This is a genomic window from Rhizobium sp. N324, assembly GCF_001664485.1.
Lineage (GTDB): Bacteria > Pseudomonadota > Alphaproteobacteria > Rhizobiales > Rhizobiaceae > Rhizobium.
In genome coordinates, this window is record NZ_CP013635.1 from 270837 (window position 1) to 292320 (window position 21484).

A 21484-nucleotide genomic window follows, 5' to 3' on the forward strand; every position below is an offset into this window, starting at 1 on the left:
ATGACCGAGACAAGACATGTCGTCGCAATTGTCGATGACGATCCAAGACTGCTGGAATCGATGGGCGACCTGCTGGAATCGGCGGGTTACGTGGCCCGCGGCTTCCCGTCGGCGGGCTCGCTGCTCGTCAGCGGGCTGTCGGACTTCGACCTGCTCATCACCGATATCGGAATGCCCGGCATCGACGGCTTCGAGCTTCGTGACCTTGTGCGAAAATCACGTCCCGAGTTGCCGGTGTTCCTGATCACGGGCCGCCACGAGATAGCCGATCAGGGTCGCGCTCAGGGAGGCGGCGGTTTTTTCCGCAAGCCCTTCGATGCCCAGGCCCTGCTGGCGGCTATCGCCAATGCTTTACACCAATCGAGAGATGGAGGGTAACATGAGAGTTGACCAGCCGTTGCTGCGGAGATCGGCGCCGTCATCGTTGCAGTGCAAGTATGAAGAGGATCAGCCGCTCGTCATTATCGTCGATGACGACGCATCGATTCGCGAGGCGCTGTCGGAGTTGATCCTCTCGGCGGGTTTTCAGTCGGTCAGTTTCGCCTCGACCCGCGAATTGCTTGATGCCGATATCCTGGAAAATCCCGGCTGCCTGATCCTCGATGTCCGCATGCCCGGAGCAAGCGGCCTTCACCTGCAAAGCCATCTGGCCGAAAACGGCATTTCGAAACCGATCATTTTTCTGACCGGCCACGGCGATATTCCGATGACGGTCCAGGCGATGAAGGCGGGTGCTGTGGATTTTCTCACCAAGCCGGTGCGGGACCAGACGCTGCTCGACGCCATCACCGCGGCCATTGCGATGGATGCCGAACGACGGGCCGAAGCCGCAATCGCCAAACGCAATGTCAAACGCCTGGAGACGCTGACGCAGCGGGAGCGTGAAGTCCTGCACGAAGTGGCGCACGGACGCCTCAACAAGCAGATCGCCTTCGATCTCGGCATCAGCGAAGTGACGGTCAAGCTGCATCGCAGCAACGTCATGCACAAGATGGAGGCCGCCTCGATCGGCGAACTGATCCGGGCCTGGGAGACGCTGCCGGCGCATATGCGGCAGGCCGGCTCGCGTTAATTTTATCAATTGCCTGTCCACTTGATGCGCGCCGTATCCGATTTGCGTCGAAAAAGATGGTGCGGCGCCGGCAATGGGTTTCGCCTTGGCACCCATGCGTTATCTCTAAATTAAAGCTCGGGGATATGACCTCATGCCCGGCTTAAATTTCATAAAGGAGATCACGCCTGAACACTCGATCGCCAGCCGCGCCTTCCCTTGAAGCCAACGCCTTCGACATCGAAGCAAACTTCCTGTCGGCCATGGGGAACGCCAAACGGCTTCACATTCTGCACCTGTTGACGCAGGGAGAAGTGTCCGTGACCGTCCTGGCCGATGAAGTCGGATTGAGCCAATCTTCGACCTCACAGCATCTGGCAATTCTTCGAGAACAAGGTCTCGTGCAGACGCGAAGGGCTGCCCAGACGATCTATTATTCCCTTCAATCCGGCATGGCAAAGACGATGCTCGACACGCTGACCGACATCTTCGGATCGCGCCGTCGCGCCCCGGCAGACCGCGTCCGAGCCGGGCATCCGGCGAAATGACGAAGCCTTGCTCTTGCCGCTCGTGATCGGTCTCCTATTCTGCCGAGGATGACCTTGCCGCCATCACGTCGGAAGCATCGATCCCTGATGAACGTTTGATGTAGGCCTCCTAGACCACGGTGTGATTCCGCCTCCATCGCGAATGGAGATAATGAACCACATCAGGAATTGAACGGTCAGGAGGACGCGATCATGGACGTATATGAGGCAGTCACGAGCCGACGGTCGGTGCGCGGATTCAAAGATAAGCCTGTGGCGAGGGAGATACTTGAGCGCGTGCTGACCGCCGCGGCTTGGTCGCCCTCAGGATCGAACATCCAGCCATGGAACACCTACGTGATGACCGGCGCGTCGCTGGCCGAGCTCAAGACATCAGCCGTCGAGCGCGTGGCCCACGGCGACGCCTGGGACAAACGGCAGTATGAGATGTATCCGCCGGCACTGAAGTCCCCGTACGGGGAGCGTCGCTCCGCCTTCGGCAAGGAGCGCTACAGCGCGCTCGGCATTGCGCGCGAGGATTGGGAGGCGCGCCAGCGGGCGGCAATCGCCAACTGGAACTGCTTCGGCGCGCCCGCCGCCCTGTTCTGCTATATCGACCGTGACCTCGGCCTGCCCCAATGGGCCGACGTCGGCATGTATCTGCAGACCGTCATGCTGCTGCTCCGCGCCGAAGGGCTGCACAGTTGCCCGCAAATGGCATGGTCACAGGTTCGCGAGACCGTCGCGGAGGCCTTGTCACCCCCGGACGGGCTCATCCTCTTCTGCGGCATGTCGATCGGGTACGAGGACCCCGCGGCAAGTTCTGCCCATACGGGCCGCGCCCCGCTCGCCGAGACGGTCACTTTCGTCGGCGATTAGTTCCTTATGCTTGAAGGACAAGAGAGGCCTCCTATCATTCCTGCGTGTACGTCCTTGCCACCGCGATACTGGAGAACGCCATGACCACACATAAAGTAGGCTATCTCATCGGCAGCCTCGCCAAGGGCTCGATCAATCGCAAGCTCGCCAAGGCGTTGGTGCGGTTCGCCCCGCCGGAACTTGACATGTCGGAGATATCCTTCAAGGATCTGCCGCTCTACAGCTACGACTATGACGCCGACTATCCTCCGGCCGGCAAGGCATTCAAGGCGGCAATCGCGGCCGTCGACGCCGTGCTGTTCGTCACGCCCGAATATAATCGATCCATACCCGGCGGGCTGAAAAACGCCATCGACTGGGCGAGCCGCCCCTACGGCACCAATTCGTTCACACGCAAGCCGTCGGCGGTTATCGGCACGTCGCCGGGCGCGATCGGCACCGCCGTCGCCCAGCAGAATTTGCGCAGCGTGCTGAGTTTTTGCAACTCTCCCCAGATGAATGCCCCGGAAGCCTACATCCAATTCACACCAGGGCTGATCACCGATGACGGCGAGGTCACGAACGAGGCCACCGCGGATTTCCTTCGCAAGTTCATGCAGGACTTCCACGTCTTCATCGCAAGGGTTCGCTCGGTGCTGCCAAAAGACGCTTAGAGCATAATAGAAACTGGCCGCTGCCATGTGGCAGCAGCCAGTTCCCGGTTTTCGAGTAACGTCTTTACGCGAAGGCGTAGGAACCGTCCGGCCGCTTCGGCACGCGCCGCTGCCAGTGGATATAGCCTTCCTCCTGCATCGCCTTCTCGTCCATCTCGACGCCCCAGCCGGGCCGGTCGGGCCGCAGTTCCAGATAACCGTCCTTCGGCAGATAAGGATCGACGACGTAGCGGGTTTCGCCTTCCCGCTTTTCGATATCGTTGCCGCCATAGACATAGGCCTGGCCCTTCGGCAGCCGGTATTCGAGAATGCGGAAATTCTGCGCCGCGGCCGAGAAATGCACGTTGACGGCTGTCGCGAGCGGACCCATCGGGTTGTGCGGGGCAACGCCGACGAAGAAAGCTTCGGCAAGCGTGGCAATGCGGCGCATTTCGCTGATGCCGCCGACCACGCAGATATCCGGCTGGATGAGATCGGCGCCCTTGACCTGCAGCAGCCGCAGGAACTCGTTTCTGCTGTACAGCGATTCACCGGTGGCGAGCACGCAGTCGAGCCCCTGTTTCAGATCGCCCCACGCCTCGATATTCTCGGGCCGCAGCGGTTCCTCGAAAAACAGCGGATCGTAAGGCGCCAGGGCATTGCCGAGCTGGCGCGCGGCGATCGGTTCGAAAATCTTGGCGTGAGCGTCGAAGGCGATCTCGTATTCGTCGTTGACCGTCTCGCGCAACGAGCGGAAATAATCCGCCGAGGCTTTGACGACATTGCCCCAGCGATTGGCGTGCATGTCGATCCGCCATGGGCTGAGCTTGAAGGCGGTGAACCCCCATCCCTCCTTCAGGCGATCGAACTCATCGCGGGCGGCCGGCGCATCGGGCGCGGTGTAGACCCCGGCATAGACCTTGATGCGGTCTCGCACCTCGCCGCCGAGCAGCTTGTAGACCGGGACGTTCGCCGCCTTGGCGGCCAGATCCCAAAGGCAGTGATCGAGCGCGGAGATGGCGGCAAGGCCGAGCGCGCCCGGCGGGAACCGGCTTTGCTGGATCAGCAGGTTGACGAGATAGTCGACCCGTGTCGGATCCTGGCCGGCCACAAAGGCGTAGAGGTAATCGAGCAGCGGCGGCAGTGCCTTGTCGGGGCCGTGATTGTAGCATTCACCCCAGCCGGTCAGCCCGTCATCGGTATCGAGCGCGACGATCACGCGCGGACGGTCCTTGTCGCGGGTCATGAAAACCCGCATGCGGTCGATCTTCATCATTCTGTCCTTCTAGCGATTGAAATAGCTGCGGCGCGCCACACGCGTCTGCACGTAGACATGCTCGTTGTCGGTTCCGGGATTGTAGGCGCCGGCCGCTTGCGGCACCGAAACATTGCCGGCGCTCGGGAATCGCGCCACGAATTCTTCGTCGATATCGCAGCCGAGCCCCGGGCCATCGGGAACGGCGATCAGGCCGTCGACCTGCTGCGGATGCGGCACGATCGTCTGGCGGCGGCCGTCCCAGTCATCGTCGAGGCGCTCGAGAATGAGGCCGTTCGGAATGGCCGCCAGCAGATGCAGGGCCGCATATTCCGCCACCGGCCCCAGCGAACCGGAATGCGGCGCCATCTGGATATGATGGGCCTCGGCCATGGCGGCGATCTTCTTCATCTGGGTGATGCCGCCGGCCCGGCCGGTATCCGGCTGGATCACGTCGACCAGTTCCTTCTCGATCAGCTCGCGCTCGCCGAAAATGGTCGCCGAACGCTCGCCGGCCGCAAGCGGCACATGCGCTGCGTCGCGGATGCGGCGGTAGCCGTCGATATTCTCCGGCGCGATCGGATCTTCCACCCACATCAGCTCATAGGGTTCGAGCGCCCGCACCAGCCGGCAGGCATCCGCTGGCGTCAGCCAAGGCGGCCCATGCAGGTCGATGGCAATATCCATGTCGTCGCCGACGGCATCGCGGAGCGCCGCAACCTTGCGGACCGGGTCGGCGACCCCGCCGCATTTGATCGCCTTGATGCCGCGTTCCTTGAGGGCCAGCGCACGCTCGGGCGTATTGGCATGCGAATAGATCGGAATGCGGTCGCGCACCTTGCCGCCGAGCAGCATCCAGACAGGCACGCCGAGCGCCTTGCCCTTGATGTCCCAGAGCGCCATATCGATGCCGGTCATTGCACCGCCTCCGACCGTCCCGAGCATGCCATGGCCCATCATGGCGATATGCATCTTCTGCCACAGCCGTTCGATATGAGCCGGATCTTCACCGATGAGGAGAGGTGTAAGATCATGGATCGCCGTCTCGACGACACGCGGCCAGCCCGAGCACTCGCCGATGCCGGTGATGCCCTCATCGGTATCGATCTTCAGAAAGAGCCAGTTCCGGGTGCCTCCGAACTGCTTAGAGGTAGCGCCGCCGGGACGGTGATCGGAGGCCCAGTTCGACGGGTCGGGCTGACCGACTTGCATGAGAAATGTGCGGATTCCGGTGATTTTCATCTCTGAGAACTTCCATTCTTCCGATTGCCGGGCCCGAGAACATCGGGCGCGACGTAACGGAAGCGTCTGGAATGATCGCGGTCGCGCGGGTCGGGGCGCGGGATCGCCGATATCAGCGCCTGGGTGTAGGCGTGCTCGGGTGTGCGGCAGACCTGTTCCGCCTCGCCGATCTCGACGAGCTGGCCCTTGTACATGACGCCGACACGGTCGCACATGTAGCGGATGACGCCGATATCATGGCTAATGAAGATATAGGCGAGGCCAAGCTCGTCCTGCAGGCGCATCAGCAGGTCGAGGACCTGCGAACGCACCGAGACATCGAGCGCTGAGGTTGCCTCGTCGGCGACGATGACGCGCGGATTGAGCGTGATGGCGCGGGCAATGCCGATGCGCTGGCGCTGACCGCCGGAGAATGCGTGCGGGTATCGTTCGCGCGCCCTCGGATCGAGGCCCACCTGCTCCATGAGGTGGCAGACCCTTTCATCCAGCGCCCGCCCTTTGGCGACGCCGTTGACGAGCAGCGGCTCGCCGATGATCTGCGAGACGGTCATGCGCGGGTTGAGCGAGCCGAAAGGATCCTGAAACACCATGCGCAATTCGCGGCGCGCCTCGGCCAGGGTCTGGCCTTTTGCCGTAGCCAGATCGATGATGCCGCCGTCGGCGCGGCGATAGAGGATTTCGCCTGCTGTCGGATCGAGCAGCCGCATGATCGAGCGGCCCATGGTCGTCTTGCCGGACCCGCTCTCGCCGACGATGCCAAGCGTTTCGCCCGGCAACAGCGAGATGGAGACATCGTTCAGAGCCTTCACCTCGCCGAAATCCATCGACACGTTGCGCAGTTCGAGGATCGGCGCTTTCGTCCTGTCGAGCGGCGGGCGCGCCAGGCGGATTTCGGCCTTTTGCTCCAGCTTCAGGACCGAGCCGATCAGCATGCGGGTATAGTCGTCCTGCGGCGCATGAAAGATCTGCTCGACCGGCCCGTATTCCTTCGCCACGCCATTGTGCATGACCAGCACGTCGTCGGCGATCTGCGCCACCACGCCCATATCATGCGTGATGAACAGCACGGCCATGCCGTTGACCTTCTGCAGCCGGGCGATCAGGTCAAGGATTTCAGCCTGCGTCGTCACGTCGAGGGCAGTGGTCGGCTCGTCGGCGATCAGCAACTGCGGTTTGCAGGCGAGCGCCATGGCGATCATCGCGCGCTGGCGCATCCCGCCGGAATATTGGAAGGCATAGCGGTCCAATGCCTTTTCCGGCGAGGGAATCTCGACCTGCTTCAGCAGCGATATGGCCTCAGCGCGCGCCTCGGCCTTGCTCATCCTGGTGTGGAGGCGAAGCGCCTCGACGATCTGGTTGCCGACCGTGTGGATAGGCGACAGCGACGACATCGGCTCCTGGAAGATCATGGCGATGTCGCGGCCGCGGATCGCCCGGATCTGGCGCCCGCGCGGATTGAGGCTGGTCAGATCGGTCGAGCCGCCGTTTTGATCGTTGAGGACGATCGATCCGGCCGCAATGCGGCCGGGCGCATCGACGATCTGCAGGATCGAACGCGCCGTCACCGACTTGCCGGATCCGCTCTCGCCGACGACACAGAGCGTCTTGCCCGGTTCGATCGAGAAAGACAGATCGCTGACGGCGCGGAAGACGCCGGTGCGCAGCGGAAATTCGACGGTCAGGTTTTTCACCTCGAGCAGCGGCCTGGCGGCAATGGGTACGATATCGGTCATGCCGGCCTCATTTGTTGTAGGGATCGGCCGCATCGCGCAGGCCGTCGCCGAGGAGGTTGAGCGCCATCACGGCAACCACGACGGCGCAGCCCGGCATGAAGAGCCAGGGCGCGGTGGCGATCGAGCGAATGTTCTGGGCCTCGCGCAGCAGCACGCCCCAGGAGATGGTCGGCGGCTGCAGCCCGAGCCCGAGGAAGGAAAGCGAGGTCTCGGCAAGGATCATCGCCGGCACCGCAAGGGTGATCGATGCAATGATGTGGCTGGCAAAGCTCGGCAGCATGTGGCGAAAGATGATGCGTCTTTCGCGTACGCCGTCGAGTCTCGCGGCCGCCACGAACTCCTCCGTGCGCAGGGACAGGAAGCGGCCGCGCACCACACGGGCGAGCTGCGCCCAGCCGGTCAGCGACAGGATGATCGTGATCATCATATATTGCAGCGTCGCCGGCCAGTCCTGCGGCAGGGCCGCGGCCATGGCGAGCCAGATCGGGATCGTCGGCAGAGACAGCACAAAATCGATCACGCGCTGCATGATGAAATCGATGCGGCCGCCGTAATATCCCGAGATGCCGCCGATCACGATGCCAAGCATCAACGACAGGAAGACACCGACGAGGCCGATCGACAGGGAGACCTGCGCGCCCTGCACCGTCCGGCTGAAAACATCGCGCCCAAGCCTGTCGGCGCCCAAGAGAAGCAGCGGCGTGGTCTTGTCGGGCGAGGCAATCAGATGGATGTTGGTGTTGAACAATCCAAAGACGGAATATTCATAGCCGCGCCCGAAGAACTGGACGTCGACGCGCTTCGTCGTGTCTTCCTTGAAGATGGCGGCCAGCGTTTCCGGATCGCGGGTCAGCTTCATCGGATAATAATGCGGGCCGAAGGAGAAGCCGTTCTCAGTATCGATCAGATGCAATTTTTGCGGTGGGTGAAAGGTCGCCCGGGCATTTTGCAGGTTCGGATCGTTGATGGCGAAGAAGCCGGGGACCAGGGCAACGATATACATCATCACGGTGACGACGAGTGCCACCATGGCCAGCCGGTGTCGGCGGAAAGCCCACCAGATGAGCTGCCATTGCGATGCGACGGCGGCGCGATCCGGCTGTATATTTGTAACGGTAATGTCGGCCATATCGGCTCCTATTCCAACCGGATGCGGGGATCGACCAGCGCAAGCAGGATATCGCTGATCAGAGAGCCTATCAGCGTCAACGCGCAGATGAGCAGAACGAAAGCGCCGGCCAGATACATGTCCTGGGCCATCAGCGCCTGCAGCAGCAAGGGTGCTGCCGTCGGCAGGTTGAGAACGATGGCGACGACGACCGAGCCGGAAATGAGGTTGGGCAGCAGCCAGGCAATCGTCGAGATGAACGGATTAAGCGCGATCATCATCGGGTATTTCATCAGCAGCCGGAACTCCGACAGACCTTTTGCCCGTGCTGTCGTCACGTAAGGCTTCGGCAGTTCATCGAGCATGTTGGCGCGCATGACGCGGATAAGGCTTGCTGTCGAGGAGACGGCAAGAATGATGACCGGAAGCCAGAGATGCGAGAAAAGATCGCCCATCTTGGCGAAGCTCCAGGCCGCGTTCTCGTATTCCGGCGAAAACAGGCCGCCGACATCTTGGCCAAATTCAACCGCCGCGACATACATGAGCACCAGCGCCAACAGGAAAGACGGAACGGCCAGGCCGAAAAACGTGAAGGCGGTGAAAAAATAGTCGCCGATCGAATATTTGCGCACGGCGGAATAGACGCCGATCGGTAAGGCGATCGCCCAGGTGGCGATCAAGGTCGACAAGGCCAGAACAAGCGTCAGGGCCATGCGCTCCCAGATCAGGTCCGAGACCGGTTGCTGCCACTCGAAGGAAATACCGAAATCGCCGCGCGAAAGGATGCCCCATATCCATTTGAAATATTGGACAAGCATCGGATCGCCGAGCCCGAAACGCTCACGCAATTGCGCGGCCGTGTTCTGATCGACGATCTCGTTGGAGGCTGCCAGCGTTGCGATATAGGTGGTGACATAGTCGCCCGGCGGCAGCTGGATCAAAACGAAAGCGAGAAAGCTGACGGCGAAAAGCGATGGAATCATCCATAGCAATCGTTTGGCGATGAAGACCAGCATGAGGCGCCTCTTGCACTAACGTTGCCTGCCTGGCCTTGCCGGCCATCGGGTCGGCAAGGGGGAAGGCGAACCGAGGAAAGCGCCGTACCGTCGGTACGGCGCTCAATCAAAATCAGCTCGTGAAGGTGAACTGCTGCGGCAGCGCCGGCCCCGGATTGGGCCAGGACCAGCTGTCCGGCTCCTTCTCGGGAACATTGCGCAGATTGTTGCGGATGATGCCGAAGCCGCCGACGGCAAGGCAAAGCCCGACGGTCTCGAATTCTTCCGCCGCTATATCGAAGATCTGCTTCATGATCGCACCGCGCTTGTCGAGGTCGGCCGTCGAACGCGCCTCGTCGAAGAGCTTCATCCGCTTCTTCTGGCTTTCCGGCGGTTCCTCGCCGCGTGCGCCGTTGGAGGTGTACCAAAGCGTCCATGGAATGGCGTAACGCGACCCTTGAGGATGGAAGGCGAAGAAATCGCGCGGATCGAGCATCGGATCGAGGCCGCCGGGGCCAGGCCATACCTGCGCGTCATGGGCATTGTCGTCGCCGCGGGTGTAATAAAGCGCCCGCTCGATCGTGTTGACCTTCATGTCGATGCCGATCTGCGCCCAATGCGTCTTGACCAGTTCGAGCGCGTCGACGAGGTCGGGATAGAGCGTCGGAATGACGTCGATCGAGAAGAACACCTTCTGGCCGTCGGGCCGGAGGCGGAAACCGTCGCCGCCTTTCTTGTAGCCGGCCTCATCGAGCATCGCGCCCGCCTTGTCGGCGTCGAATTCGGTGAACTGGCGCGCATATTTCTCGTTATACCAGGGATGGGTCGGACGCGGCCCGGCCTGATAGGGTTCGCTCTGCCCGAAATAGACGATGTCGATGAGTTCCGGCCGATTGATGCCGATCGACAAGGCCTGACGGAACGACTTATCCGCAAACATCTTGCGCATCGCCGGATCTTTATGGGTGATGTTGAAGTAGATCTGGCACTGCTGCGAGGCCGAAGGCACGAGCGTCAGCAGGCGATAATCGCCCTTTTCCATGTTCTTCGACAGCGTCGGCTTGTTGGCAAGGACGCTGATATGGCGTTCCTGGATGTCGATCTTACCCGAGATGACATTCAGCATCAGCGATTCGACATCCTGCGAGATGCCGAAATTGATTTCGTCGATATAGGGAAGCTGATTACCCTCGGTGTCGACCTGCCAGAAATAGGGGTTTCGGGTCATGACAACACGCGTCGCGCCGCCGGCATAGGGCTCCTTGACCACCCATGGATCGAGCGTCGGCTTGTCGACATTGCCCCAACGTGACGGAATCTCGATGTCGCCGCAGCGGCTGCGGAACAGTTCCGTCCAGCTGGTGACGCCGGCCTTCTTCGCATCAGCTTCGATGTTGGGGTTATATTTCGGCAGGAACTGGCTGCAGTAATGCTTCGGAAAGAGCGTCGGATGCTGACCGAGCGGCGTGGCGAGGTTTTCGAGGTAAAGGGCGTTGGCCGCCGCAAAGGTGAACTTCACGGTATAATCGTCGACCTTCTCGACGGTGACCGGCTTGCCGGCGACGGCAAGCTGCGCGGGTGTCGAGCTGTAGAGTTCGGTGTTCTTGACGCAGTCTTCGATCGCAAAAACCACGTCATCGGCCGTAAAGGGATGGCCGTCCGACCAGCGTACGCCTTCGATCAGATGGAAGGTGAATTGCGTTGCGTCGTCGCTGACTTCCCAGCGCTCGGCAAGGTTCGGCTCCACGGCGGTAAATTCGAGGTTCCAGCGCACCAGGCTCTGGTTGCCGACCATGCGCAGGATGCCGTTGTGGTCGGACGAACCGCGAAGGCCGCGGCGCAGCGAACCGCCATAGGTGCCGACTTTTTCGAACGGATTGACGACCATCGGCTTCTTCGGCAGCCGCTCGGCGAGCGGCGGCAGTTTTCCGTCCTTCACAAGCTGCGCAAGCGCGGGCGCTTCGCCGCCTGCGGCGGCAGAGACGCGACCGGCGATAGACAAGGCTGCGACGCCCGCCATGCCACCAAGCACAGTGCGGCGGGTAACGCCGCGCGACAGAATTTCATTGGGCATCGAGTTCCTCCCTTTCTAAGCCGGCGCACCATTTGAACCGGCTGATGCGGCAGGCTCCCGACCTGCCGCCCGCACCCTCCTCGGCGCTGGGACCGAACCATAGACACGTTCCCAAATGATTACAAGAGTTGACAGATAATTACAAATTTTGTAGCGATGCAGTTACCGAACCGAGTTTTCCTGCGCCGATAGCAAGGCAGAAGCGAATAAATGGCAGAAATCTGTCATAAGCTGTACACTTCCACGCGGACATCATCGGTCGGCAACTGCAAGAGCCCATAGCGTTCAGAGAAAAGGACGATAATGACATTCGCGGTCGACGCCGTTTCGAACCGGGGCGCAACGCGCTTCAGCGACATCATCTACGAGAAGATCGTGGGGATGATCGCCGACGGCAATTTTCCGGTGAACGAACGGCTGCCGTCAGAGACCAAGCTCGCCGCCGATTTCGGCGCTTCCAGACCCGTCGTTCGCGAAGCGCTCGAACGCCTGAGAGCCGATGGCCTGGTCGTTTCGCGCAAGGGCTCGGGCTCCTATGTCAGGCAAAGGCCGGACTCGTCGATGCTGAAAATGGTGCCTGTGGGATCGCTCGCCGATGTCCAGCGGTTCTTCGAGTTCCGCGCCGGCCTCGAGGCCGAGGCGGCGGAGCTTGCCGCGCGAAACTGGCAGCCGGCCGACAAGGAGAGGATTACGGCAGCGCTTCTGTCGATCGAGCAATGTCTGCGCGACGGAGAGCTCGGCGCCGAGGAAGATCAGGTTCTGCATGATGCCATCGCCATGGCGACCGGCAACCAGTTCCACATCACCGTTCGCGAATGGTTCAGGCCGCATTTCGCCATCGGGCATTCCGTCACGCGAAGCCTGAGCCTGAAACGGACGCTGGAGCAGATTCGTAGCGTCCAGGACGAGCATGCGGTGATCGTCGAGGCGATCTTCGCACGGCGGGAAACCGAAGCGCACGATGCGATGAAGAAACACATACTGAACGCCCGCGCCCGCATGTTTCAGGGGGTTGAGCGATAATGGAAGGACGGATGATGAAACGGATCGCTGTGACGGGTGCTGCCGGCCGTGTCGGAACGCTGCTGCGCCCTCACCTTCGCGCGCATTTTGAGCACGTCCGCCTGATCGACCTGCAGGAACCGGCTGAACTGGGCGAAAACGAGACTTTCGTCAGGGCCGATCTTACCAAGCTCGACGAGGCCGGAGTTGCGCTGAAGGATATCGACGGCGTCGTTCATCTCGCCGGCATCGCCAGCGGCATCGACATGAACGCCATTCTGCATGCGAATGTGCTTGGAACCTACAATCTCTATGAAGCAGCGCGGATCAACGAGGTCCAGCGGGTCGTCTATGCTTCCAGCAACCATGCGACCGGCTTTTATCCGCGCGGCGAAGTCATATCGCCGCTCGACCCGATGCGCCCCGACAGCCCCTATGGGCTTTCCAAATGCTGGGGCGAACTGGTGGCGGGACTCTACTACGACACCTCGGGCATTCGCTCCCTTTCCATCCGTATCGGCAATGCCGGTACCTATCCCAATAGCGAGCGATCGGTCGCGATCTGGATCAGTGCGCGCGACCTGGCGCAGTTGGTGCGGATCGGGCTCACTCATCCGTTGATCGCCGCGACGGTGGTTTACGGTGTTTCCGATACCGACGAGAAATGGTGGGACAACGATCTGGCGAGGAGGCTCGGCTACCAACCGGAAGACCGGCCGCGCGATCACGCCCGCATCGAACAGGGGGCCGAAGGGCCGGTCGCGCTTGCGTTCCAGGGTGGCGGATTCTGTGAGATCAACCACGACGGCACCATCCGCATGCGTGACGCCGAAGGTTTGGCCAAAAGCCTGGAGGCGGCCGAATGACGGCGCCTCGGATCATGCACCCGCAAGTCCGTTCCGTGATCGAGCAACCGCTGACGGTCGGGGAATCGCCGGTATGGGACGACGACACCGGCACGCTGTGGTTCGTCGACATTCTGGCGCCGGCCGTCGTGCGGCTCTCGGCTTCGGGAAAGATCGACCGCTTCGACATGCCGGCGGCGGTCGGCAGCCTCGGGCTTTGCCGCGATCGAAGGATCGTCGTCGGCCTCCAGACGGGCGTCCATGTCTTCGATCCGGTCTCCCGCGATATCGAATTTCTATGCGACCCGGTCGGGCACGAGATAATCGGCCGACTCAATGACGGAAAGGTCGGCCCGGACGGACATTTCTGGGTCGGCTCAATCAGCGAAGCCAAGCCGCAAATCGAAGAGGCCGCTCTTTACCGCGTCGGCGCCGATGGCAGCACGCGGACGGTTGCAACGGGACTGACGAGCTCCAATGGCCTCGCCTGGTCGCCGGACGGCCGGCAGATGTATCACTCCGACAGCCGCCAATGTTTCCTGCAGGCATTCGACTTCGATCCTGAGAAGGGCAGTCTCGGTGAAGGACGTCGCCTGCGCGGCTTCACCGAAGAAGAGGGGCGGCCGGACGGGGCGACGACCGATCGCGACGGATTTTACTGGAGCGCCGGCGTCTCCGCCGGCCGCCTCAACCGGATATCGCGCGAAGGTGAAATCGTCGAGACCTACATCCTGCCGGTCCCGGCGCCGACAATGCCTTGTTTCGGGGGGCCGGATCTCAGAACCCTCTTCGTCACCAGCCTGTCGACGGACCGTACCGGGCGTTTCGAGGCGGGCACGGTCATCGCCTTCGAGGTGGATGCGGAGGGGCTGCCGCCCTTCCGCTTCGGATGACGATTATCTGGATGGAAAGCTAACGGGGAAAGAAAAATGAGCATCGCGATCATGCGCAAGGCGCTTACCGGCGTGTCGGGCGTTCCCGTCACGGCCTATGACGGTAAAGGCGAAGTCGAACCTCGGATTACGGCGAAGGTCTATGCGCGGGTGGCGGCAGCGGGCATCCACAACATCGTCGCTGCCGGCAATACCGGCGAATTCTATGCCCTGACGCCGCAGGAAATCCGGATCGTTCACGAGGCGGCGGTCTCGGGTGTCGACGGCCGGGCGCCGGTGACGGCGGCCATCGGCCGGTCGCTGCGCGAGGCGATCGGCATGGCGAGGGATGCGGCGGCGATCGGCGCCTCCGCCGTCATGTCGCATCAGCCGGTCGATCCTTTCGCGGCACCTTCGGCCCAGATCGGCTACTTCTGCAATCTTGCCGACGCTTCCACCCTGCCGCTCGTCGCCTATGTCAGGGCCGAAGGTTTCGGTGTCGAGGATATCGTCCGCCTCGCCAACCACGGCAATATTGCCGGCATCAAGTTCGCCACGACAGATCTGATGCTGCTGTCGCGGGCGATCCCGGCGGCCGATCCTGATGGCGCGCTGTTCGTCTGCGGCCTGGCGGAGAGCTGGGCGCCGACATTCACCGCAGCCGGCGCGCGCGGCTTCACTTCGGGCCTCGTCAATGTTGCGCCGCGGCTTTCGCTTGCCGTCCACGCCGCGCTCGAAAAAGGCGATTTTGCCGCGGCACGGGCGATCGTCAACACGCTCGAACCATTCGAGCGGATGCGGACGAAATTCCGCAACGGCGCCAACGTCACCGTCGTGAAAGAGGCCGTCACCTATTCCGGCCTCGATGTCGGCCCCGTACGCCTGCCGGGATTGCCGATGCTCGACCAGCAAGATCGCGAGGAACTTCATCGGCTGCTTCGAGGTTGGGAGGCCGAGGGCAGCATTCAAACGGATCCGGAGCGGCAGCAATCTGCCAAGGCGGCCAGCTGAGCTCAACACTATTTTCGCAAATAACAGGATTGGGAGGTCTAGAGATGCTGAAACAGCTACTGACAACGATCGCACTTACCGGCGCCCTGATGGGTGCGCAGCCTGCCTTCGCGGCGTCGCCGCCCAATATGCTGGTGATCGGCACCAACCTCACCGGTATCCGGACGCTCGATCCGGCCCAGAACAATGCCCGCACGGTTTCCGAACTGATCTCGAACCTCTACGACAACCTCGTGCAGCTGTCGCCAGATGACCTCAAGACGCTGAAGCCGATGCTTGCGACGAAATGGGAGGTCTCGGCGGACGGCAAGATCATCACGCTCACCTTGCGCGACGACGCCGTCTTCCAGAGCGGCAACAAGGTGACCGCCGAGGATGCCGCCTGGTCGATCCAGCGCGTCATCAAGATGGGTCAGGTCGGCTCGACCGATGTGGCGCTCTGGGGCTTCACGCCCGAAAACGTCGAAAAGCTCGTTCGGGCAAAGGATGACCATACGCTGGAGATCGAGCTACCGCAGTCGGTGAATACCGACCTGGTGCTCTATTCGCTGGCCGGCTCGTCGATCGGCATCGTCGACAAGAAGACAGTGCTGTCGCATGAGGCGAACGGCGATTTCGGCGGCGCCTGGCTTTCGGCCAATTCCGCCGGCAGTGGACCGTTCAGCCTGGCGCAGTGGCGGCCGAACGACGTGGCGATCTTCAACGCCCAGCCGAAATACTGGGGCGGCAAGCCGGCCATGGCCCGCGTCGTGGCCCGCCACATCCCTGAATCCGGCAATCTTCGGCTGCAGCTCGAAGCCGGCGACGTCGATGTCGGCCAGTATGTGGCGAGCGGCGATCTCGATGCGCTGTCCACCAACAAGGATATGGTCATCGACAATGTCCCGGGTCTCGGCTTCTATTACATCGCCCTCAACCAGAAAGACCCTGATCTGCAGAAGCCGAAGGTTCGCGAGGCCTTCCAGCACGCCTTCGACTGGAAGGCGATCTCGGGCAACATCATGCGCTATACGGGCTTTCCCTGGCAGTCGATGATCCCGCGCGGCATGATCGGCGCGCCCGATGAGGCTGCCGCCCACTACGATTACGATCCCGCCAAGGCCAAGCAGCTGCTGGCGGAGGCCGGATATCCCAACGGCCTGAAGAAGGTGCTCAATCCCTCGGGAGCCCCGACCCTGCCCTTCGCAGAAGCGCTGCAGGCGAGTGCGCGCGCCGCCGGTTTCGATCTCGATCTGGTGCCCGGCGAATTCACGCCCGCCTTCCGCGAGCGCAAATTCGAAGTGCTGCTCGGCAATTCCGGCGCCCGCCTGCCCGATCCCTTCGCCGTCGCCACGCAATATGCCTTCAACCCAGATAATAGCGATGAGGCGCGCCTCGGCAGCTATTACCTCTGGCGCACGGGCATGAAGGTGGACGAGCTCAACACGCTCATCGACCAATCGATGCGGGAGCGAGACACGGAAAAGCGCACCGAAATCTTCAAGAAGATGGACGGCATCTATTCCGGCATGGCTTCGCCGCTCGTCATCTTCTTCCAGCGAACCGACCCCTATGTCATGCGCGCCAACGTCAAGGGTTATCACGGCCATACGACCTGGTCGACGCGCTGGCATGACGTGACCAAGGAGTAGAGCGCGTGGCAAGCGCCGATCTGACATCGAAGCAGGAGAGCCGTCATTCCAGGGCGGGCGGGTTTGCCGATGCGGCCCCGCACCCTTTGACGAGCCTGCTGCGGCGCCTGGCAGGGCGCGCGGTGGCTATCGTCACCACGCTGCTCGGCCTGCTTTTCCTAACCTTTTCGATGGGCCGTCTGCTGCCTGCCGATCCGGTACTGGCCATCACCGGGGCGGAGGTCAGCAAGGAGGTCTATGATCGGGTCTATAACGAGTTGGGACTTGGGCAGCCGATCTGGATGCAGTTCTTCTCCTATGTCGGGAAGGTCGCCACAGGCGATCTCGGCACAGCGGCGACGACGGGCCAGCCGATCCTCACCGATCTGATGACGATCTTTCCCGCCACGATCGAGCTTGCGATCATTGCCATGATCATCGGCGCGGTCATCGGCATTCCCTTGGGCGTCACGGCTGCCGTCAGGCGCGGAACAATCATCGATCATATCGCCCGGATCGTCGCGCTTGCCGGCCACTCCATCCCGATCTTCTGGACCGGGCTGATGGCGCTCTTCCTCTTCTATGCCAAGCTCAAGCTCGTCGGCGCATCCGGCCGGATCGACGTCTTCTACGAGGGCCTCGTCACGCCGATGACCGGCTTTCTGCTGATCGACGCGGCGTTACAGGGCCAATGGGACGTTTTTCACAACGCGCTCGGCCACATCATCCTGCCGGCGGCGATCCTCGGTTATTACTCCGTCGCCTATATCAGCCGCATGTCGCGAAGCTTCATGCTGGAGCAACTGAGCCAGGAATATATCATCACCGCACGGGCAAAGGGGCTCGGCACCCGCAAGGTCGTCTGGCGCCATGCCTTCCGCAACATCCGCGTGCAGCTCCTGACCATCCTGGCATTAACCTTCGGCGGGCTGCTCGAAGGGGCGGTGCTGATCGAGACGGTTTTCGGCTGGCCGGGGCTCGGCCAATATCTCACCCGCGGGCTGCAGATGAACGACATGAACGTCGTCATGGGCTCGGTGCTGACGATCGGCGCCGTCTTCCTGACCATCAACATCCTGTCGGACGTCCTCTATCGCATTCTTGACCCGAGAACACGGTGACGCCATGACGATCTCCACCGAAGACGCAGACAGCGCCAATGCCGGCGGCCTCCGCAAATGGCTGCTGGCGCCGGAGCCTCAGGGCTGGTTTCAGTCATCGATGCAGCAGATCCACCAGGGTTGGCTGAAGTTCAGCCTGCATCCGCTTGGTCTGGCAGGTCTCTTCATCATCGTGCTGCTGATCGTCGTGGCGACGGCCGCGCCTCTGCTGACGAGCTACGATCCAATCGTGCAGGATATGGCCGGGCGGCTTGCGCCGCCGTCGGCAGCCCACCTACTCGGCACCGACAATTTCGGCCGCGACGTCTTTGCGCGGGTGATCTACGGCGCCCGCACGACGCTCTACATCATCATGCTGGTGACGATTATCGTCGCACCGCTCGGCCTCTTGATCGGCACCGTTTCGGGTTATTTCGGCGGCGTCGTCGATGAAATCCTGATGCGCGTCACCGATATCTTTCTCTCCTTTCCCGGACTGGTGCTGGCGCTGGGTTTTGCCGCGGCCCTCGGCCCGGGCATCACCAACGCCATCATCGCCATTTCGCTGACGGCCTGGCCGCCGATCGCCCGGCTGGCGCGCGCCGAAACGCTCAGCCTGCGCAAGGCGGATTATATCGCCGCCGTGCGCCTGCAGGGCGCGACATCCCTCGCGATCATCACCCGCCATATCCTGCCGATGTGCATTCCCTCGGTGATCGTCCGCGTCACGCTCAACATGGCCGGCATCATCATCACTGCCGCCGGCCTCGGCTTTCTCGGCCTCGGCGCGCAGCCGCCATGGCCGGAATGGGGCTCGATGGCCGCCAGCGGCCGCGAGTTCATGCTCGACAGTCCCTGGGTGATCGCCGCGCCCGGTATCGCCATCGCACTGGTCAGCCTCGCCTTCAATCTCGTCGGCGATGCGCTTCGCGACGTGCTCGACCCGAGAGGTTCGGAATGACAGAGCCCCTGATCGATATCCGCAACCTCGAAATTGCCTATGGCGGCGGCCACATGCGGGCGGTGCGCGGCGTGAGTTTCGCGCTCGGGCAGGAAAAACTCGGCATCGTCGGCGAATCCGGATCGGGAAAGTCCACCGTCGGCCGGGCGATCATGAAACTGCTGCCGCCGACCGCGGTGGTCAGCGCCGAGCGCATGGCCTTTCGCGATGTCGACCTGATCAAGGCGGACGAACGAAAGATGATGACCATCCGCGGGCGGCGGATCGGGCTGATCCTGCAGGATCCGAAATATTCGCTCAATCCGGTCATGCGCATCGGCGAACAGATCGCCGAGACCTATCGTTTCCATCATCCCAAGGTCAGCGCAAAAAAGACCTACGCCCAAGCGCTCGGCATGCTCGAAGCCGTCCAGATCCGCGATCCCGAGCGCGTCGCCCGCCTTTATCCGCACGAAATATCGGGCGGCATGGGCCAGCGCGTGATGATCGCCATGATGCTGATTGCCGAACCGGAAGTGCTGATCGCCGACGAGCCGACATCAGCGCTTGACGTCACCGTCAGGCTCGAGATCCTGGCCCTGCTCGACGAACTCGTCGCACGCCGCAATCTCGGCCTGATCTTCATCAGCCACGACCTCAACCTGATCCGGAAATTCTGCGATCGCGTGCTCATCATGTATGCCGGCCGCGTCGTGGAAGTGCTGGAGGCGCGCGATCTCGACAAGGCGAAACACCCTTATACGCAAGGGCTTCTGGCCTCCCTGCCGACGATCGAGGATCCGCCGGCCCGGCTGCCGATCCTGACGCGCGATCCCGCCTGGCTCAATGACCTCGCGGAGGCGCCGCGATGATCCGGATCGACAATCTCACCATCCGTTTCGGACATGGCCAGCGGCCTGTCGTCAGAGACGTTAACCTCACCGTCGAAAGGGGGACGGCATTCGGCCTGGTCGGCGAGTCCGGCTGCGGCAAATCCACGGTTCTCCGGGCGCTCTCCGGCCTCAACGCCAATTATGACGGTCACATCGAACTCCAGGGCGAGGCGCTGCAGCGCCAGCGCAGCCGGCCGTTCTATCGGCGGGTGCAGATGGTGTTTCAGGATCCCTACGGATCGCTCCATCCGCGCAAGACCATCCGCTCACAATTGAAGGAGCCGCTGCGCAACCAGGGGCTCGACACAAATTCGGTCGACGTCAGCGCCGTGCTGAGATCGGTTGGCCTCGATCCGACGCTAAGCTACCGGTTTCCGCATCAGCTCTCCGGCGGCCAGCGCCAGCGCGTGGCGATCGCCCGCGCCTTGATGCTGGACCCCGACGTCCTGCTGCTGGACGAGCCGACATCGGCGCTCGACGTCTCGGTGCAGGCCGAAATCCTCAATCTCCTGCAGGATCTGCGCAAAGAACGCGGCCTCACCTATCTGCTCGTCAGCCACGATCTCGCCGTCGTTTCCCATATGTGCAGCCGCGTAGCCATCATGGAGGCGGGCGAGATCGTCGAACAGGTCGATATCGAGGCATTGCGAAGAGGCGCGGTCGAACACCCCTATTCGCAGCGCCTGCTGCGCGCGAGCCGGATGTACGGAAGGGCGTAGCCATCGATCGGCACGCCCCTGCGGCTCCTGGGGTCAGCGCAAGTGGGCGTCGATAGCGGAAACGATCTCCTCCCAATCAGCGGGATGAATTTCGTGGCCGCCACCTTCGAGCCGAACAAGCTTCGCGCCCCGGACGGTTTGTGCCAGCAGTTCGCCGTGTTCAACCGGATAAATCGGGTCGGCCGTTCCGTGGATGACAAGCAGGGGCGCTGCCAGTTTAGCCAATTTTCCTTTCAGCGCCTGGCCGCCCCTCAGCATGAAATGATTGGTGGCGCTGACGAAGTTTTTCGCCCGCCTGACATCCCGTTCAACGAAGGCGCGCGCCTGGCGTTCGTCATAAGGGTGCGCCACCCCGGCGATCATCTGGGTGTCCTTGGCAAGGAATTCGATCACCTCGGCATTGTCTGTCCAGTCGACGGTCTCGCCCGTCGCGGCATGCGCCATGTAGGCGGCTGCGGTATGCGGTAAAGCGCTTGTATCAATACCGATCGGTGTGGTGGACATCAGCGTCAGCGTCTTGACGCGTTCGGGATGCGAGAGTGCTGCGATCTGGGCAATCGTGCCGCCCAGCGACATGCCGATCAGATTGGCGCTGTCGATGCCGTAGCCCTCGAGGACCCTGACGGCATCCTCAGCCATGTCGTCCATTGTGTAAGGCGGCTCGCCCGGTTCATAGACCGTCGAACGGCCGGTGTCTCGATTGTCGTAACGGATGACATAATATTTCCGAGCGGCAAGCTTTTGGCAGAACTCGTCCGGCCACCACAGCATCGACGCCATCGCGCCCATGATCAACAGGACCGGCGCATGCGCCGGGTCGCCAAATGCCTGGGTGGCGATCTCGACATCGTCGAACTTGATAATGCGTTCAGTCACTTGGAGCATCCTTTATTTGTATCGGGTGAAGCGGCGAAGGTTTGGGTCCTGGTACCAGCAGGCATCCCGATGATGGGACTAAGGCAGGCGTGCCGCATCGGGCATTTTGCCTAGGACAGG

General features: G+C 62.1%; 21 protein-coding genes. 14 read left to right on the forward strand and 7 right to left on the reverse strand.

Annotated features, from left to right (window positions below; genetic code table 11):
* From AMK05_RS31250 to AMK05_RS31270, 5 genes are all read left to right on the forward strand, one after another.
* Positions 1–378 (forward strand): response regulator, encoded by a 378-nt coding sequence (locus tag AMK05_RS31250; RefSeq protein ID WP_049731090.1) that lies wholly within the window; start codon positions 1–3, stop codon positions 376–378.
* A 1-nt stretch (position 379) separates the two neighbouring features.
* Positions 380–1072 carry a response regulator transcription factor gene (locus AMK05_RS31255; protein ID WP_064844182.1) on the forward strand — a complete coding sequence of 231 codons (693 nt, stop codon included), beginning with the start codon at positions 380–382 and terminating at the stop codon, positions 1070–1072.
* Positions 1073–1239: 167 nt separating this feature from the next.
* Positions 1240–1599 (forward strand): ArsR/SmtB family transcription factor, encoded by a 360-nt coding sequence (locus AMK05_RS31260; protein ID WP_064844184.1) that lies wholly within the window; start codon positions 1240–1242, stop codon positions 1597–1599.
* A gap of 192 nt (positions 1600–1791) precedes the next feature.
* A complete protein-coding gene (locus AMK05_RS31265; RefSeq protein WP_064844986.1) occupies positions 1792–2457 on the forward strand; it encodes a nitroreductase in 666 nt (221 codons plus the stop codon).
* Between the two features lie 80 nt (positions 2458–2537).
* Positions 2538–3110: an NADPH-dependent FMN reductase gene (locus tag AMK05_RS31270; RefSeq protein ID WP_064844186.1), complete on the forward strand. Its 573-nt coding sequence runs from the start codon at positions 2538–2540 to the stop codon at positions 3108–3110.
* 64 nt (positions 3111–3174) lie between these two features.
* On the opposite strand, the gene AMK05_RS31275 is transcribed toward AMK05_RS31270, so the two are convergent.
* The 6 genes from AMK05_RS31275 to AMK05_RS31300 all read right to left on the reverse strand — a co-directional run bounded on the left by AMK05_RS31275 (position 3175) and on the right by AMK05_RS31300 (position 11496).
* On the reverse strand, positions 3175–4362 hold the full coding sequence (locus tag AMK05_RS31275) for a galactarate dehydratase (protein ID WP_064844988.1): 1188 nt from the start codon (positions 4360–4362) through the stop codon (positions 3175–3177).
* 12 nt (positions 4363–4374) lie between these two features.
* Entirely contained in the window at positions 4375–5586 is a 1212-nt protein-coding gene (locus AMK05_RS31280) for a mandelate racemase/muconate lactonizing enzyme family protein (protein WP_064844188.1), read from the reverse strand.
* The gene (locus tag AMK05_RS31285) at positions 5583–7319 is read right to left on the reverse strand and encodes an ABC transporter ATP-binding protein (RefSeq protein ID WP_064844190.1); all 1737 of its coding nucleotides are present in this window, start codon (positions 7317–7319) and stop codon (positions 5583–5585) included. The genes AMK05_RS31280 and AMK05_RS31285 overlap by 4 nt, the downstream gene beginning before the upstream one ends.
* Positions 7320–7326: 7 nt before the next feature.
* On the reverse strand, positions 7327–8448 hold the full coding sequence (locus AMK05_RS31290; RefSeq protein ID WP_064844192.1) for an ABC transporter permease: 1122 nt from the start codon (positions 8446–8448) through the stop codon (positions 7327–7329).
* 8 nt (positions 8449–8456) lie between these two features.
* Positions 8457–9443, reverse strand: a complete 987-nt coding sequence (locus tag AMK05_RS31295) for an ABC transporter permease (protein ID WP_049731083.1) — start codon at positions 9441–9443, stop codon at positions 8457–8459.
* A 112-nt stretch (positions 9444–9555) separates the two neighbouring features.
* Positions 9556–11496 (reverse strand): ABC transporter substrate-binding protein, encoded by a 1941-nt coding sequence (locus tag AMK05_RS31300; protein ID WP_064844194.1) that lies wholly within the window; start codon positions 11494–11496, stop codon positions 9556–9558.
* Positions 11497–11799: 303 nt separating this feature from the next.
* Here AMK05_RS31300 and AMK05_RS31305 point away from each other — a divergent pair, with 303 nt between their 5' ends.
* From AMK05_RS31305 to AMK05_RS31345, 9 genes are read left to right on the forward strand one after another with little or no spacing between them, the layout of a single operon-like run.
* Entirely contained in the window at positions 11800–12519 is a 720-nt protein-coding gene (locus AMK05_RS31305) for a FadR/GntR family transcriptional regulator (protein WP_064844197.1), read from the forward strand.
* 14 nt (positions 12520–12533) lie between these two features.
* On the forward strand, positions 12534–13364 hold the full coding sequence (locus tag AMK05_RS31310; RefSeq protein ID WP_064844990.1) for an NAD-dependent epimerase/dehydratase family protein: 831 nt from the start codon (positions 12534–12536) through the stop codon (positions 13362–13364).
* A complete protein-coding gene (locus tag AMK05_RS31315; RefSeq protein ID WP_064844199.1) occupies positions 13361–14236 on the forward strand; it encodes an SMP-30/gluconolactonase/LRE family protein in 876 nt (291 codons plus the stop codon). Before AMK05_RS31310 ends, AMK05_RS31315 begins: the two co-directional genes overlap by 4 nt.
* Before the next feature lie 36 nt (positions 14237–14272).
* A complete protein-coding gene (locus AMK05_RS31320) occupies positions 14273–15226 on the forward strand; it encodes a dihydrodipicolinate synthase family protein (RefSeq protein WP_064844201.1) in 954 nt (317 codons plus the stop codon).
* Between the two features lie 44 nt (positions 15227–15270).
* Entirely contained in the window at positions 15271–16857 is a 1587-nt protein-coding gene (locus tag AMK05_RS31325; RefSeq protein WP_064844203.1) for an ABC transporter substrate-binding protein, read from the forward strand.
* Between the two features lie 5 nt (positions 16858–16862).
* On the forward strand, positions 16863–17957 hold the full coding sequence (locus AMK05_RS31330) for an ABC transporter permease (RefSeq protein ID WP_064844205.1): 1095 nt from the start codon (positions 16863–16865) through the stop codon (positions 17955–17957).
* Between the two features lie 4 nt (positions 17958–17961).
* The gene (locus AMK05_RS31335; RefSeq protein ID WP_064844207.1) at positions 17962–18897 is read left to right on the forward strand and encodes an ABC transporter permease; all 936 of its coding nucleotides are present in this window, start codon (positions 17962–17964) and stop codon (positions 18895–18897) included.
* Positions 18894–19748 (forward strand): ABC transporter ATP-binding protein, encoded by an 855-nt coding sequence (locus tag AMK05_RS31340; protein WP_064844209.1) that lies wholly within the window; start codon positions 18894–18896, stop codon positions 19746–19748. Before AMK05_RS31335 ends, AMK05_RS31340 begins: the two co-directional genes overlap by 4 nt.
* On the forward strand, positions 19745–20488 hold the full coding sequence (locus AMK05_RS31345) for an ABC transporter ATP-binding protein (RefSeq protein ID WP_064844211.1): 744 nt from the start codon (positions 19745–19747) through the stop codon (positions 20486–20488). Before AMK05_RS31340 ends, AMK05_RS31345 begins: the two co-directional genes overlap by 4 nt.
* Positions 20489–20521: 33 nt before the next feature.
* Here the strand turns inward: AMK05_RS31345 and AMK05_RS31350 are convergent, their stop codons facing one another.
* Positions 20522–21364, reverse strand: coding sequence for an alpha/beta fold hydrolase (locus tag AMK05_RS31350; protein WP_064844992.1), 843 nt, complete (start codon positions 21362–21364; stop codon positions 20522–20524).
* Positions 21365–21484 lie beyond the last annotated feature (120 nt).

Bases quoted from the DNA above. Each gene is read 5' to 3' on its own strand.
- AMK05_RS31270 (WP_064844186.1), top strand. From the start codon at position 2,538: ATGACCACACATAAAGTAGGCTATCTCATCGGCAGCCTCGCCAAGGGC.
- AMK05_RS31305 (WP_064844197.1), top strand. From the start codon at position 11,800: ATGACATTCGCGGTCGACGCCGTTTCGAACCGGGGCGCAACGCGCTTC.
- AMK05_RS31320 (WP_064844201.1), top strand. From the start codon at position 14,273: ATGAGCATCGCGATCATGCGCAAGGCGCTTACCGGCGTGTCGGGCGTT.
- AMK05_RS31325 (WP_064844203.1), top strand. From the start codon at position 15,271: ATGCTGAAACAGCTACTGACAACGATCGCACTTACCGGCGCCCTGATG.
- AMK05_RS31345 (WP_064844211.1), top strand. From the start codon at position 19,745: ATGATCCGGATCGACAATCTCACCATCCGTTTCGGACATGGCCAGCGG.
- AMK05_RS31310 (WP_064844990.1), top strand. From the start codon at position 12,534: ATGAAACGGATCGCTGTGACGGGTGCTGCCGGCCGTGTCGGAACGCTG.
- AMK05_RS31265 (WP_064844986.1), top strand. From the start codon at position 1,792: ATGGACGTATATGAGGCAGTCACGAGCCGACGGTCGGTGCGCGGATTC.
- AMK05_RS31290 (WP_064844192.1), bottom strand. From the start codon at position 8,448: ATGGCCGACATTACCGTTACAAATATACAGCCGGATCGCGCCGCCGTC.
- AMK05_RS31280 (WP_064844188.1), bottom strand. From the start codon at position 5,586: ATGAAAATCACCGGAATCCGCACATTTCTCATGCAAGTCGGTCAGCCC.
- AMK05_RS31285 (WP_064844190.1), bottom strand. From the start codon at position 7,319: ATGACCGATATCGTACCCATTGCCGCCAGGCCGCTGCTCGAGGTGAAA.
- AMK05_RS31335 (WP_064844207.1), top strand. From the start codon at position 17,962: ATGACGATCTCCACCGAAGACGCAGACAGCGCCAATGCCGGCGGCCTC.
- AMK05_RS31295 (WP_049731083.1), bottom strand. From the start codon at position 9,443: ATGCTGGTCTTCATCGCCAAACGATTGCTATGGATGATTCCATCGCTT.
- AMK05_RS31255 (WP_064844182.1), top strand. From the start codon at position 380: ATGAGAGTTGACCAGCCGTTGCTGCGGAGATCGGCGCCGTCATCGTTG.
- AMK05_RS31250 (WP_049731090.1), top strand. From the start codon at position 1: ATGACCGAGACAAGACATGTCGTCGCAATTGTCGATGACGATCCAAGA.
- AMK05_RS31300 (WP_064844194.1), bottom strand. From the start codon at position 11,496: ATGCCCAATGAAATTCTGTCGCGCGGCGTTACCCGCCGCACTGTGCTT.
- AMK05_RS31340 (WP_064844209.1), top strand. From the start codon at position 18,894: ATGACAGAGCCCCTGATCGATATCCGCAACCTCGAAATTGCCTATGGC.
- AMK05_RS31315 (WP_064844199.1), top strand. From the start codon at position 13,361: ATGACGGCGCCTCGGATCATGCACCCGCAAGTCCGTTCCGTGATCGAG.
- AMK05_RS31275 (WP_064844988.1), bottom strand. From the start codon at position 4,362: ATGAAGATCGACCGCATGCGGGTTTTCATGACCCGCGACAAGGACCGT.